Genomic DNA, 12,961 nt, shown 5'->3' with positions numbered 1-12,961 from the left:
AAAAGGTTCGAATTAGCGGCCGGCGAGGGATCCGCCGATGCCGCCGACGCTGAAGTACTTGTTCAGGGTGGCGAAAACGATGATGGGCGGGAGCATCATGACGACGGCGAGGGCCATGACGCCGGACCAGTCGGTGAGGTTTTGCTGGAAGAAGGACTGCACGCCGACCGGGAGGGTGAAGATTTCGTTGGAGCGCAAGAACACGATCGCGACGAGGTAGTCGTTCCAAGCCAGGAGGAAGGCGAAGATGGCTGTGGACAGGATCCCGGGCAGGGAATTGCGCAGCACCACCTTCGTGAACGATCCGAACACCGAGCAGCCGTCGATCCAGGAGGCTTCCTCAAGGCTGACCGGGATGGAATCGAAGTAGGCGGCCATCATCCAGGTGGCCACCGTCATGGTGGAGCCGACGTAGATGATGATCAGGCCGAGCAGGTTGTCCACGAGTCCCATGCCTGCGAACAGGATGAACAGCGGCACCACGGAGGTGATGATCGGCAAGGACTGCATGACGAAGAGCAGCAGGGAGTAGCCGGAGACGGCTTTGGAGCGGCCGCGGGAGAGGACATAGCCGGCGGGCGCCGCGACGGCGACGGAGACGACCACCGTGGAGAGCGTGGTGATGAGGCTGTTTGTCAGCCAGGTGCCTGCGAGGGTCTTGGAGAAGACGCCGGTGATGTTTTCCAGGGTCAGGCCGGTGGCGGTGCTGTTCGGGCCCGGCGTGAGGGCGAGGATCACAGTGACCATGATCGGGACGAGGACGATCGCGGTGATGGCCAGGATCAGGACAAACCGCCACCATCGTCCGCGCAAGCCGGCTTCGGAGAGGGTGCGGCGGGTTTTCTGGGGTCCCGCGACGCCGAGCGCGGGTCCGGATTCGGGGTGGGCGTGCAGTACTGCGCTCATTATTCGACGCTCGACTTTCGGATCTGGCGGTACAGGAAGACCGACACGACGACGAGGGTGAGGGTCATGAGGAAGGCGATGGCGACGCCGGGACCGGTCTGGAAGTCCTGGAAGACGCTGCGGTAGGCCAGGACCACGAGGGAGGTGGTGGCGTCGACGGGGCCGCCGCCGGTGAGCAGGTAGATGGTGGGGAAGTCGTTCACGCAGAAGATCGTCATCAGGATCCAGCTGATGTAGGTGGAGCGGGCGATCATCGGCAGCGTGATCTGGGTGAACTGCTGCCACTTGCTGGCACCGTCCATGCTTGCGGCTTCGTAGACGGTGGTGTCCACGGAGGCCAGGGCGGCGGAGATCATCATCATCATGAAGGGGAAGCTGACCCAGACCTTGAAGACCATGACCATGACGGCGGCGAGGTGCGGGTCGGCAAGGAACAGCGGCGTGCCGAGTCCAAGGTTGCGGAAGATGGACGGGATGAGGCTGTCCGGGGTGGCGACGAGCCAGTTCCAGGCGGTGGAGGACACCACGATCGGCACCACCCAGGGCAGGAGGAGCAGGACCTTGAAGGTGCCGCCCGCCGGGATCTTGGTGCGTAGGAGCAGGGCCAGGCCCAGGCCCACCAGCCAGGAGCCGAAGACGCCGACGATGGTGAACCACAGGGTGAACTGCGCGGCTTTCCAGAAGGCGGGCGAGGACAGGACGGTGGCGAAGTTGTCGACGCCGACGAAGTTGCCGGTGTCGATCAGGGAGCCGTCGTGGGTTGCCTGGACGCCCGCGTAGATCAGCGGGTAGCCGTTGATCAGGACGAGCAGGACGATCGAGGGCAGGAGGAGCCAGAAGAAGGTCCGTTTGGTCTGGCCCGACAGTTTGCTCTTGCGGTTCAGGCCGCCGTTGTGGGTACGGGACCCGCCCCCGGGCCCGCCGGGTGCGAGGCCCCGGCGGGCCCGGGCCAGGCCCGATTGCGCTGTGGTCGATGACATGGCGTTTTACTTCTTGAGGACTGACTGGAGACCGCTCTGGAAGGCTGTCAGCGCCGACTTGGCGTCGGTCTTGCCCGTGAGGATGGTCTGGGTGAACTGGTTGAGTGCCTGGCCGCCGTCGAGGACAGCGAGGTTGGCGTTGAGGGAGGTTCCCTGGGCGGCGAAGGTCTTCGCGATGGGCTGGTATTCCTTGACGATCTTGACGTTGTTGGGATCGCTGGCAAACTCGGGAAGTTCGGTGATGGACTTGAAGACCGGGAGGGCGTTCATGAGCTTCTGCTGCCAGAGGGTCTTGAGCTGGCCCATGTAGTAAGTCAGGAAGGCCTCGGAGGCGTCCTGGGAAGGAGTGTTCTTGTACATCATGATGTTGTTCGGGAACACCAGCGTGGCTTTGTCGCCGTGCGGACCTGCCATCGGGCTTGCCACCATGAGGTCCCCCGAGGTATCTCCCACGCGCTGCGGGACGCCGAGCACGTACATGCCGAAAGCGGCCTTCTTGTTCTTCCACTGCGCGTCGAGGTTGTCCGAGGTGTAGCTGACGGCCGCCGGATCGATGATGCCGTTGGAGACCAGTTCGAGCAGGAATTCGGTGGCTTCCACGTTGCGGTCGTTCATGACGTCCAACTGGCCGTCCTTGGTGAAGACGCCACCGCCGTTGTTGATCATCATCATGATCATCAAGTGGTTGCCGATGTTGTTGCCGGCTCCGGAGCCTGTCGCGAATCCGACGGCGCCAATGCCCTTGAGCTTCTTGCCGGCTTCAAGCAGGCTGGGCCAGTCGGTAGGAACCGCAACGCCGGCCTGGTCGAAGAGGGACTTGCGGTACCAGAGGGGGCGCATGTCCAGCTGCCACGGAACAGCGACGTAGCCCTTGTCCGACTTGAACGGCTCCAGGACGCCCGGAAGGAAGTCATCGAACTGGCCGTTCTTCTTCAGCGCGTCGACAACCTTGTCCGCGTACGCGATCTGGCCCTGCTGCTCGAACTGGAACGCCTGGAATCCACCACCGGTGGACACCGCGGGTCCGGTCTTGGACGCGATGGCCGAGGAGAACGTCTGGTAGAAGTTGTTCCACTGGATGATCTGGTAGCTGGCCTTGCTGTTGGCCCCCGAGAAGCCGTCGGTGATCTTCTTCGCGGCATCGTTATAGGCCGTTGTGGCCCACGGCATGTCCCAGAACTTGATCGCGCCGCCGGCGGAGCTCGAGCTGGAGCCGCCCCCGCAAGCTGCGAGCAGGGGGACGGCGGCTGCTGCCGCCGTGAGGCCGAGGAATCCCCTGCGGGAGAAATTACGCTTGGCTTCGGACTGAACATTCATGATGATTCCTTTCGGGACCGCTGCGTGGTCTGCGCGTTTGGTGCGGTCCGGCTCGTCGTCGAGAAGGCTAATGATTGCTTTGGTGCTCTGTTTTGCTCGATTGCGCTGGTTGCGTGGAGGAGAAGTGCAGGTTCAGGTCAGGTGCGCGATGGATTCCGTCAACCGGGCAAAGCCGGCCAGATCGGAAGGGAGAGTGCCGGCGTCGAGGTGTTCCTTGAGCCGGCGCCAGGTGGTGCGGTGGGCGGATTCGTACAGCGTGGGCAGGAGGATTTCCCCTTGGGGCCCGGTAGCGCGGACTTCGGCCGGCCAGGCGGCAAGCGGTTCCGGGACCGCAATGCTGACACCGCCGTCGTCGGTGTAGAGGCGGAAGTCGACGCCGGCGGGCCGGGAGTTGCTCAGCACGCCCTGGAGCGAAACCGGGGCACCGTTGGCAAGCCGCCCGGAAACCGTGTAGCCGTGCGGACCGTGGCGCAGGACGCGAAGCGCGTCCAGTTGTCCGGTGACGCGTACGACGGCGGCGAGATGCTCGGTGAGCAGCCGTTCCGGATCCGTGCCTGCCGCGGCCGTCGCGACAGCGTCCAGCATCGCGGCGCGGCCGGCGACCGTGCGGACGGCGTCCTCGGCTCCTGCGAGGCCGGGGTTGGAGGCCCAGCGTTGGTCCAGGACAACCGCCACGCCGGCGGCTTCAGCGGCGTCGAGCAGGGCGGCGGTATTTTCCGGGACCGGGTTGACGACGACGATGCCCGATGCTCCGCCGTCGATCGCCTTGATGGCCTCCGTGGTCCAGCCGGGGGTGCCGTCGAGGGCGGAGATCCGTGCGGCCTCCCCGGCGGCCACGGGGCCGAAGCTCGCAGGAAGCGACGCGACCGCGAGTCCTACCGCGCCGCTCTCTTCGGCCCGCGGGGTGGCGGCGACCGTGTACTGGGCGCTCATGAGCGGGCTCCTGCATGGCTGTTCGCGTGTTCCGCGGCCGCAACATCCACTGTGGCGTCGGCAATGGCTATCGCGAAGGTGAGGTCATTGATGAGGGTCTCAGCGGACGGCGGTTGCTTTGTTCCGAGTGCCAGTTGGGCGAGTTCGCGCCATTCGCCCTCGTAGCCGTTGTGCTCGAAGGGTCCGTAGGTGGTGCTCGTGGCATTGCGGGTGATGGTTGCGACGGCGGAACCCGCCTGCACGTAGGAAGGGGTGAAGTCCACGCGAAGGGCTGCGTCGTCCGAGATCGCTTCGAACGCCCATTCCGGCTTCCAGGTGGCGTTCATGGCTGCCCTGAGTTCGATGATCCGGTCACCGGCGCCGTGTTTTCCGCAACGCAGGGAGATCACGTAACCGAAGGGGCGCACATGGCGTGCCTGCAGCACCTCGAGGTCCTCGAAGTCCGGGGTGAAGCGGCGGACGAGGGGGAGGTCGTGGATGGCGAGTCCCATGATGCCGCCGCGGAGGGCGCTCTTGATGACCTCGATGTCGCTGTAGTCGGGGGTGCTGCCTGCGGGCCGCGTGATGATTTCGGTGGCGAAGTCTTCGAAGCGGGCATTGGGCGGAAGGACGATGGAAGAGCGGATGGTATGGACGTTCTCGGGCAGATCGCCCCAGTTGGCTTCTGCTGCGAGCCAGCCTGGATCGAAGGTGTGCATGGCGCCCACGATGATCGGCACGCCCGTTTCCGCGCTGACCGCCGAAATCCGGGCTGCTTCCTCGCCGCTCATGGCGAAAGGCTTTTCGCAGAGGACGGCCTTCTTTCCCGCGCGGCACGCTGCGATGACTTGGTCCGCATGGAATTGGTGGGGGCTGCAGATGGCCACGATGTCGACGTCGGGATCGCCCAGGAGCGCGTCCATGCTGGTGCTGTGGTTGGCGCCGACGCGGGCTGCCACCGATTCGGCGACCGCGGCGTCGACGTCCATGATGTGGCGGACTTCCAGGATGTTACGGAGCCGGGCCAGGGAGGGAAGGTGGATTGCTTGGGTGACCGGGCCGGCGCCAAGGATGCCGACGCCGAGGGGCTTCGGTGATCCTAGCGGTGTTGCCTGTGAGTGGCTGGACAAGATCAGTTACCTCTTCGTAAACGGAGTCTCTGGAGTTTCAGCGTGGCTTCGTGGGCTACGTGACCCTTCTCACAAACAACCTACGACGACTTTTGTCGATGAGCAAGCAAAAGTTGAAAAACATTCGACAATCTTTTTACTGCGTGACACCCATAAGCAATCGTGCTATCACTGATGCATGACCTCAGCACCCGGAAAAGACCCCGGCAAGGACGGCCCCGTACAGGACGCCGGGAGCCTTTCGCGTGCAGGAGATCTGTTTCAGCTTCTTCGCGACGGCCAGGCACGAACCCGGGCAGAACTCGCCATCACTACCGGGCTCGCCCGTTCCACCGTCGCCTCGCGCATTGACGCCCTGATGAACTCCGGACTCGTGGGCCCGGCCGGCGAGGCGAGTTCCAGCGGCGGCAGGCCGCCGTCGCGCTTTGCTTTCAACCCTGCGGCCCGTGTTGTCCTGGCGGTCGACGTCGGAGCTACGCACGTGATCGTCGCCGTCACCGATCTCGGTGGAACTGTTTTGGCCGAGCGACGCCTCGCGCAGGAAGTCGCTGACGGTCCCGAGGTGGTGCTCGGCAGGGTGGTGGCTGCAGGGCGGGAGCTCCTCACCGAGGCAGGCCGCAAGCTTGAAGACCTTGCCGGAATCGGCATCGGGCTGCCCGGACCGGTGGAACACGACAGCGGCAGGCCGATCAAACCACCGATCATGCCCGGCTGGGACGGGTTCGACGTGGTCCGTTACATGCAACGCTCGCTGCCGGTCCCGGTCCTCGTGGACAACGACGTCAACATCATGGCCCTCGGCGAACGCACGGCCTACTGGCCGGACCACGACAATTTGCTCTTCATCAAAATCGCCACGGGCATCGGCGCGGGCATCATCAGCAGCGGCGAGCTGCAGCGCGGTGCCAACGGCACGGCCGGGGACCTCGGCCACGTCCGGGTTCCCCGCGGCGACGACGTCCTCTGCCGTTGCGGGAACTACGGCTGCCTTGAAGCGCTCGCCTCGGGACCCGCCGTCGCCCGCCAGCTCCACGCCCAAGGACTCGCTGCCAGCAACGGCGGCGATGTGCTGCATCTCGTGGCCGACGGAAACCTCCAGGCGATCCAGGCACTCCGGCAGGCCGGACGCGACGTCGGCGATGTCCTGGCAACCGTGGTCAATCTGCTCAACCCCTCCATGATCGTGATTGGCGGCAGCATGGGGGAGGCCGGTGAGCACCTTGTGGCCGGTATCCGCGAAGTCGTCTATCGGCGCTCCCTTCCCTTGGCCACCTCGCACCTGCGCATCGGCATCTCGATGGCGGGCGACCAGGCCGCGATCCTGGGTGCGAGCCAGATGGTCACCCAGCACGTTTTGTCCCCGGCCGTGATTGAAGCCACGCTGCAGGCAACGGGCTGAGCGGCGACTTATGGCGTTCCGCAGCTGCATGCCGTGATAGCAATGAAGGTGATGCCTACTTTCCCCGCCCTCCAGCGCACCCCATGACCAGCCAATTCCTCGCCAAGGTCCCACGAGGCTGGCTGATCCTCGCGTGCATAGGCCTCATCGCCCTCAACATGCGAGGACCCTTCGTCGCGGTGGCGCCGGTGGTGGATTCCCTCAAACGGGACCTTGGATTCTCACCCGTGGAACTCGGGCTGCTGACGGGCATTCCCGTGCTCTGCTTCGCGCTCGCCGCGCCGCTGGCCTCGATGGCCGGACGCAGGTTCGGCGCTGAATTCGCAGTGATGCTCACGCTGGTGGGCGTGCTGGCCGGCGTCGTGATCCGCTCAAGCGGCGGCGGCGTTCCGGTCATGGCGGGTACGGTCCTCATCGGCCTCGCCATCACCATCGGGAACATCGCAGTGCCGCTCATCATCCGCCGGGACTTCGCGCCGCGGCGCCAGGCAACAGCGATGGGCGTCTACACGGCGGCACTGAACATCGGGTCCTTCCTGACCTCGGTGGCCACCGCACCGCTCGCGGAACTTGTGGGTTGGCGGCTTGCCCTCGCGGCGAGTGCCCTCCTGGCGCTGGTGGCCATCGTTTTCTGGATCCCCACGGTCGGTGCCCGCCGCGCGTTCGTTCCGGCTGCGGTGCCGGCCGCCGAGGGATCGCGGGGCGGGAAGGCTTCCGGCGTTGGCTGGCTGACCGTTGGCCTGACGCTCGGCTTCGCAGGCCAGGCATTCTCGTACTACGGCGTGACGGCGTGGCTTCCGAGCTTCCTGGCCGACGAGCTGGGCATGGGAACCGCACAAGCCGGCGCGGGATCGTCGCTCTTCCAGATTTTCGCGATTGTCGGTGGCCTCGGCGTGCCGCTGCTCGCCCGTTTTACCAGTACGACGGCGGTAGCGGCCACCTTGGGTGCCTTGTGGCTCACGGTGCCGTTGGGCTTGTTGCTGGCCCCGGGTTGGTGGTGGCTGTGGTCCTCGCTCGGCGGAGTCGCCCAGGGTGGCGGCATCACGGTCATCTTCATCGCCATCATCAGGTTCGCCCGCGACCAGGCCTCGGCAGGCAAGATGTCCGCCGTCGTGCAGGGGGTCGGTTACTGCTTCGCGGCCCTGGCTCCCACCATCATCGGCTACGTGCACGGCATCTCCGGCAGCTGGACCGTGCCGCTCCTCGTCATCCTTGGCTCGGTGGCAGCGTTCTGCGTCTGCACCACCGTCTCGGTGCGCTGGGTGGCCCGGCAACGTTAGGTGCGCTCACGATGGTAGGCGGGTCCCGCCGTCGTCGCCTACCCAACTAACTCGCAGTTGTTGTCGTTATGACGCTCCAAAACGACAACAACTGCGAGTTAGTTGGGTGGTGAGGGGGTCCGTCGCTGGGCTGCCTCCCCGACCATCGGGGTCACTTGTTGCGAAGAGTGCAGGCAGCCCAGCGGACGGGGGCTCTATCTTTGGGCTCAGGCCGCTACGAGTTCTTCCTTGGTGGCTTCTTCGCGGGCCTCCGTGAGGTAGCGGGCGTAGGCCGGGATGGTCAGGAAGGTCGGGAACTCCTCAGCCAGTGTGACTTCCTCGAAGATACTGCGGGCATCGTTGAACCGGTCGTCATCGAAGCGTTCCAGGCGGGCGAACTCCTCGTCCAGGAGGTCGTTGATCCATTCGCGGGTGATGACTTCACCGGTGTCGGTGATGGCGTGGGAGTAGATCCACTGCCAGAGCTGGGAGCGGGAGATCTCAGCGGTGGCCGCGTCTTCCATGAGGTTGTGGATGGCCACGGCGCCGTTGCCGCGCAGCCAGGACTCGATGTAGCGGATACCCACTTCGATGTTGTTCCGGATGCCGGTTTCGGTGATGGTTCCCTCGGTGGAGGCGACGTCGATCAGGGCCCGGTCGTCCGGGGTGACATCCTCGCGTGAGCGGTCCAGTTGGTTCGGACGCTCGCCGAGTACGCCGTCGAACACTTCGCGGCAGACCGGAACCAGGTCAGGGTGCGCGACCCAGGAACCGTCGAAACCGTCGCCGGCTTCGCGGGTCTTGTCCGCGCGGACTTTCTCGAACGCTGCCGTGTTGGCGGCCTCGTCCTTGCGGTTGGGAACGGCAGCGGCCATGCCGCCGATCGCCATGGCGCCGCGCCGGTGGCAGGCCCGGACCAGTTGCTCGGTGTAGGAGCGCATGAACGGCTGGGTCATGGAGACCTGGGCGCGGTCCGGGAGCACGAAGCGGGGGCCGCGGGTGCGGAAGTTCTTGATGACGGAGAAGATGTAGTCCCAGCGGCCGGCGTTCAGGCCCGAGGCGTGATCGCGCAGCTCGTACAGGATCTCCTCCATCTCGAATGCCGCCGTGATGGTCTCGATCAACACCGTGGCGCGGATGGTGCCCTGCGGGATGCCGAGCAGGTCCTGGGCCAGGATGAAGATGTCGTTCCAGAGGCGGGCTTCGAGGTGGTTCTCGATCTTGGGCAGGTAGAAGTACGGGCCCTTGCCCTGCGCGAGCAGGCGGCGGGCGTTGTGGAAGAAGAACAAGCCGAAGTCCACCACGCCGCCGGCAACGGGCTTCCCGTCGATGAGCATGTGCTTCTCCGGGAGGTGCCAGCCGCGGGGCCGGACCACGATGGTCGGCAGCTCCTCGGCGGCACGGAGCTTGTATTCCTTGCTGTTGTGGCCGTCGGTTGACGTGAAGTCGATCCGGCGTTCCAGGGCATCGGTGAGGTTCAGCTGGCCCTGGATGACGTTCCGCCACGTGGGGGTGGAGGAGTCTTCCATGTCGGCCAGCCACACCTTGGCGCCCGAGTTGAGCGCGTTGATGGTCATCTTCCGGTCAACCGGCCCAGTGATCTCCACCCGGCGGTCCTCCAGGCCCGGGGCCGGGGGAGCGACGCGCCAGTTCGGGTCGTTGCGGATGTCCGCCGTCTCCGGGAGGAACCGCGGATCCTGGCCGCTCGCGATCTGGCCACGGCGTGCGTGCCGCGCCTGCATCAGCTCCTGGCGGCGCTCCGCCGTCGCGCGGTGCAGGGCTGCCACGAACGCAATGGCATCCGGGGTAAGTACCTCGTTCTGCCGGTGAATTGGCTGGGCGGTCAGCGTGATGCCGTTGAGCGTGTAATTGTCAGTGAAGCTGTTCATGGGAGTGGCTCCTTGAATGGTCCCAACTGACTCGCACTAGGTGTCGTTTTGAGGGCTCAAAACGACACCTAGTGCTACCTAGTTGGGGAAGTGGGCCCACGGCCTCCGGGTTCCCTCGCGAGCTTGCGAGTGGAGGGGGCGGCTGGGGATTAGTGGAACTGGCCTTCTTCGGTGGATCCCACCAGGGCCAGGGTGGATGCGTTCGGGTTGAGCGCAGTTGCGATGTCGTCGAAGTAGCCGGTGCCGACTTCGCGCTGGTGCTTGGTTGCGGTGTAGCCGCGGGACTCGGAGGCGAATTCCTTCTCCTGAAGTTCGACGTAGGCGCTCATGCCTTCGCGGGCGTAGCCGTGGGCGAGGTCGAACATCGAGTAGTTCAGGGCGTGGAAGCCGGCCAGGGTGATGAACTGGAACGTGAAGCCCATGGCGCCGAGCTCCCGCTGGAACTTCGCGATGGTGGCGTCGTCCAAGTGCTTGCGCCAGTTGAACGACGGCGAGCAGTTGTACGAGAGCATCTGGTCGGGGAACTCGGCCTTGACGGACTCGGCGAACTTGCGGGCGAGTTCCAGGTCCGGGGTGCCGGTTTCCATCCAGATGAGGTCCGAGTACGGGGCGTAGGCCTTGGCGCGGGCGATGCAGGGTTCGATGCCGTTGCGGACCTTGTAGAAGCCCTCCGCCGTGCGGACCGGCTGTCCCGCTTCGCGGAGGATGAATTCCTGGTCGCGCTCGTCGACGTCGGAGGTGATCAGGGTGGCTGCCTCGGCGTCGGTACGGGCGATGATCACCGAAGGGGTGCCCGCGACGTCGGCCGCGAGGCGGGCGGCGTTCAGTGTCCGGACGTGCTGCTGGGTGGGGATGAGCACCTTGCCGCCGAGGTGGCCGCACTTCTTCTCGGAGGCGAGCTGGTCTTCCCAGTGCACGCCCGCGGCGCCGGCCTGGATCATGGATTTCATGAGCTCGTAGGCGTTCAGCGGGCCGCCGAAACCGGCTTCGGCGTCGGCGACGATCGGGACCAGCCAGTCCTCGACCGTCTGGATGCCCTCGGAGAATTCGATCTGGTCGGCGCGGAGCAGGGCGTTGTTGATGCGGCGGACCACGGTGGGAACCGAGTTGGCCGGGTAGAGCGACTGGTCCGGGTAGGTGTGGCCGGAGTTGTTGGCGTCGGCGGCGACCTGCCAGCCGGAGAGGTAGATGGCCCGCAGGCCGGCTTTGACCTGCTGCACGGCCTGGTTGCCGGTCAGCGCGCCGAGGGCATTGGTGTAACCGCCGGTCTTGGCTTCCTCCGTGAGTTGCTTCCACAGCTTCTCGGAGCCGCGCCTGGCCAGGGTGTGTTCCTCGGAGACACGGCCGCGGAGGCGGACGACGTCGGTGGCCGAGTAGTCGCGGGTGACGCCTTCCCAACGCGGGTTGGCAGCCCATTCGAGCTCCAGTGCTGCGGCCTGCTCGGTTGCGGAGGTGGGCTGCCCTGGTTCAAATGCTGCGGTCATTGTTCTGTCTCCTTTGACGCTGTTTTGGCGTGTTGCTGAGTTTGCCGCCCCGGCCGGCCTTGACTGCGCCATTGCAGATCATTCCGACCGGGACTTCGTAGTTATTACTTTTCAGCACTTCCACGAGGCTTTCTAGATGGAAACCATGGAAAGAAATGCACTTCTTCACGTATCCTCAAGAAATGTCACCTGTGAGCTGGAACCGCGAAGTACCGTCGCCGTCGTCGTCTGCTTCCACCGCCGAGCTGGACGTGATCAGCCTGGGCCGCCGCGTGCGGTATCTGCGCAAGCAGGCCGGGCTGACCCTCGACGACGTGAGCGCCGCCGTCGGGACCGCACCGAGCCAGCTGAGCCTCATTGAGAACGGCAAGCGCGAGCCCAAACTGGGCCTGCTGACGCAGCTCGCCGCGGCACTGAATGTCGGCATCGAACAGCTCCTCGGGGCCGAACCGCCCAGCCGCCGCGCGGCCCTGGAAATCGAGCTGGAACGGTACCAGCGCGGGCCCCTGTACGAGTCGCTGAACCTGCCCAAAGTCCGCGTCAGCGCGCGGCTTCCGCTCGATGTCCTCGAGTCGCAAGTGGGCCTCCTGCAGGAGCTCGAACGCAAGCTCAACGAGCAGGTTGCGACGCCGGAAGAGGCTCGGCGCGCGAACGGCGAACTGCGTGCCATGATGCGGGAGCGCGGCAACTACTTTCCGGAGTACGAGGCCGAAGCGCAAAAGGTCCTCAAAGGCGTTGGCTACACGACCGGACCCTTGAGCCAGCACGTCATTGCGGACATCGCGGACCACCTCGGATTCACCCTGCACCACGTGGGCGACCTGCCCCATTCCACCCGTTCAGTGACTGATCTAAAGAATCACCGAATTTATCTCACGCAAAGTCAACGGCAGGACCACGATCCCCGCTCGGTCCTCCTGCAGGCCCTGGGGCACTACGTCCTGGGCCACGAAACGCCCAAGAACTACGGCGACTTCCTGGCGCAGCGCGTCGCGACCAACTATTTTGCCGCGGCGCTCCTCCTGCCCGAGAACGCCACCCTCGAGTTCCTGCAGAAGGCGAAAGCTGCCAAGGAGATCGCGGTCGAGGACATCCGGGACGCCTTCGCCGTGTCCTATGAAACTGCGGCCCACCGGTTCACCAACCTCGCGACGAAGCACTTGGGAATCACCACACATTTCCAGAAAACCCACCAGAGCGGCATCATCTACAAGGCCTACGAGAACGACGGCGTGGCGTTCCCCCAGGACCATACCGGCGCCATCGAGGGCCAGCCGGCGTGCAAAGCATGGACTTCGCGGGCGGTGTTCGACGTTCCGGACAAGTTCAGCGCCTACAGCCAATACACGGACACCGTCTCAGGCACCTATTGGTGCACGGCGCGGACCGAGCGCTCGGCGGCGGGCGAGTTCTCGCTCAGCATCGGCGTGCCGTACCAGCACGTGAAGTGGTTCCGCGGGAGGGAGACGACGGCGCGGGCTACTTCGACGTGCCCGGACCCGAACTGCTGCAAGCGCCCGCCGGCGTCGTTGGCTTCTTCGTGGGCAGGCAACGCCTGGCCCTCCGCGCGCGCCCACTCGCACCTGTTGGCGGCCATGCCGCCGGGTGCGTTCCCCGGCGTCGACGAGACCGAGGTGTACGCGTTCCTGGAGGCGCACTCCGGGTAGCTTCCGGGCAATTGCAAC

The 12,961-nt window shown here is 65.3% G+C and carries 11 protein-coding genes; 3 read left to right on the top strand and 8 right to left on the bottom strand.

What is annotated here, in order from left to right; translation table 11 throughout:
* Positions 1-12: 12 nt before the first annotated feature.
* The 5 genes from KNN17_RS16735 to KNN17_RS16715 all read right to left on the bottom strand — a co-directional run bounded on the left by KNN17_RS16735 (position 13) and on the right by KNN17_RS16715 (position 5,245).
* Positions 13-906 carry a carbohydrate ABC transporter permease gene (locus KNN17_RS16735; protein ID WP_241710089.1) on the bottom strand — a complete coding sequence of 298 codons (894 nt, stop codon included), beginning with the start codon at positions 904-906 and terminating at the stop codon, positions 13-15.
* Positions 906-1,886, bottom strand: coding sequence for a carbohydrate ABC transporter permease (locus tag KNN17_RS16730; protein ID WP_241710088.1), 981 nt, complete (start codon positions 1,884-1,886; stop codon positions 906-908). Before KNN17_RS16730 ends, KNN17_RS16735 begins: the two co-directional genes overlap by 1 nt.
* Positions 1,887-1,892: 6 nt before the next feature.
* Complete coding sequence (locus tag KNN17_RS16725) at positions 1,893-3,203, bottom strand: ABC transporter substrate-binding protein (RefSeq protein WP_241710087.1); 1,311 nt, start codon at positions 3,201-3,203, stop codon at positions 1,893-1,895.
* Between the two features lie 132 nt (positions 3,204-3,335).
* Entirely contained in the window at positions 3,336-4,136 is an 801-nt protein-coding gene (locus KNN17_RS16720; protein ID WP_241710086.1) for a hypothetical protein, read from the bottom strand.
* Entirely contained in the window at positions 4,133-5,245 is a 1,113-nt protein-coding gene (locus tag KNN17_RS16715) for a Gfo/Idh/MocA family protein (protein ID WP_241710085.1), read from the bottom strand. The genes KNN17_RS16720 and KNN17_RS16715 overlap by 4 nt, the downstream gene beginning before the upstream one ends.
* A gap of 178 nt (positions 5,246-5,423) precedes the next feature.
* Here KNN17_RS16715 and KNN17_RS16710 point away from each other — a divergent pair, with 178 nt between their 5' ends.
* Both KNN17_RS16710 and KNN17_RS16705 read left to right on the top strand, forming a co-directional pair.
* On the top strand, positions 5,424-6,644 hold the full coding sequence (locus KNN17_RS16710) for an ROK family transcriptional regulator (RefSeq protein ID WP_241710084.1): 1,221 nt from the start codon (positions 5,424-5,426) through the stop codon (positions 6,642-6,644).
* 83 nt (positions 6,645-6,727) lie between these two features.
* The gene (locus tag KNN17_RS16705) at positions 6,728-7,924 is read left to right on the top strand and encodes an MFS transporter (protein WP_241710083.1); all 1,197 of its coding nucleotides are present in this window, start codon (positions 6,728-6,730) and stop codon (positions 7,922-7,924) included.
* Positions 7,925-8,130: 206 nt separating this feature from the next.
* Here KNN17_RS16705 and aceB read toward each other — a convergent pair whose 3' ends face one another.
* From aceB to KNN17_RS16690, 3 genes are all read right to left on the bottom strand, one after another.
* Positions 8,131-9,792, bottom strand: coding sequence for a malate synthase A (gene aceB / locus KNN17_RS16700; protein ID WP_241710082.1), 1,662 nt, complete (start codon positions 9,790-9,792; stop codon positions 8,131-8,133).
* A gap of 149 nt (positions 9,793-9,941) precedes the next feature.
* Complete coding sequence (aceA, locus tag KNN17_RS16695; protein WP_241710081.1) at positions 9,942-11,276, bottom strand: isocitrate lyase; 1,335 nt, start codon at positions 11,274-11,276, stop codon at positions 9,942-9,944.
* Positions 11,260-11,445, bottom strand: a complete 186-nt coding sequence (locus KNN17_RS16690; protein ID WP_241710123.1) for a hypothetical protein — start codon at positions 11,443-11,445, stop codon at positions 11,260-11,262. The genes aceA and KNN17_RS16690 overlap by 17 nt, the downstream gene beginning before the upstream one ends.
* Here KNN17_RS16690 and KNN17_RS16685 point away from each other — a divergent pair.
* Positions 11,432-12,943, top strand: a complete 1,512-nt coding sequence (locus KNN17_RS16685; RefSeq protein WP_241710080.1) for a helix-turn-helix transcriptional regulator — start codon at positions 11,432-11,434, stop codon at positions 12,941-12,943. The two genes, KNN17_RS16690 and KNN17_RS16685, sit on opposite strands and share 14 nt — an antisense overlap.
* Positions 12,944-12,961 lie beyond the last annotated feature (18 nt).

The organism is Arthrobacter bambusae, assembly GCF_022606295.1.
Taxonomy (GTDB): Bacteria; Actinomycetota; Actinomycetes; order Actinomycetales; family Micrococcaceae; genus Arthrobacter; species Arthrobacter bambusae_A.
Note: the sequence above shows the minus strand (reverse complement) of the source record. Positions and strands in the feature narration are given on the sequence as shown.

Coding starts and splice junctions, on each gene's coding strand:
- KNN17_RS16735 (WP_241710089.1), bottom strand. CDS start 906: ATGAGCGCAGTACTGCACGCCCACCCCGAATCCGGACCCGCGCTCGGC.
- KNN17_RS16730 (WP_241710088.1), bottom strand. CDS start 1,886: ATGTCATCGACCACAGCGCAATCGGGCCTGGCCCGGGCCCGCCGGGGC.
- KNN17_RS16725 (WP_241710087.1), bottom strand. CDS start 3,203: ATGAATGTTCAGTCCGAAGCCAAGCGTAATTTCTCCCGCAGGGGATTC.
- KNN17_RS16720 (WP_241710086.1), bottom strand. CDS start 4,136: ATGAGCGCCCAGTACACGGTCGCCGCCACCCCGCGGGCCGAAGAGAGC.
- KNN17_RS16710 (WP_241710084.1), top strand. CDS start 5,424: ATGACCTCAGCACCCGGAAAAGACCCCGGCAAGGACGGCCCCGTACAG.
- KNN17_RS16705 (WP_241710083.1), top strand. CDS start 6,728: ATGACCAGCCAATTCCTCGCCAAGGTCCCACGAGGCTGGCTGATCCTC.
- aceB (WP_241710082.1), bottom strand. CDS start 9,792: ATGAACAGCTTCACTGACAATTACACGCTCAACGGCATCACGCTGACC.
- aceA (WP_241710081.1), bottom strand. CDS start 11,276: ATGACCGCAGCATTTGAACCAGGGCAGCCCACCTCCGCAACCGAGCAG.
- KNN17_RS16685 (WP_241710080.1), top strand. CDS start 11,432: ATGCACTTCTTCACGTATCCTCAAGAAATGTCACCTGTGAGCTGGAAC.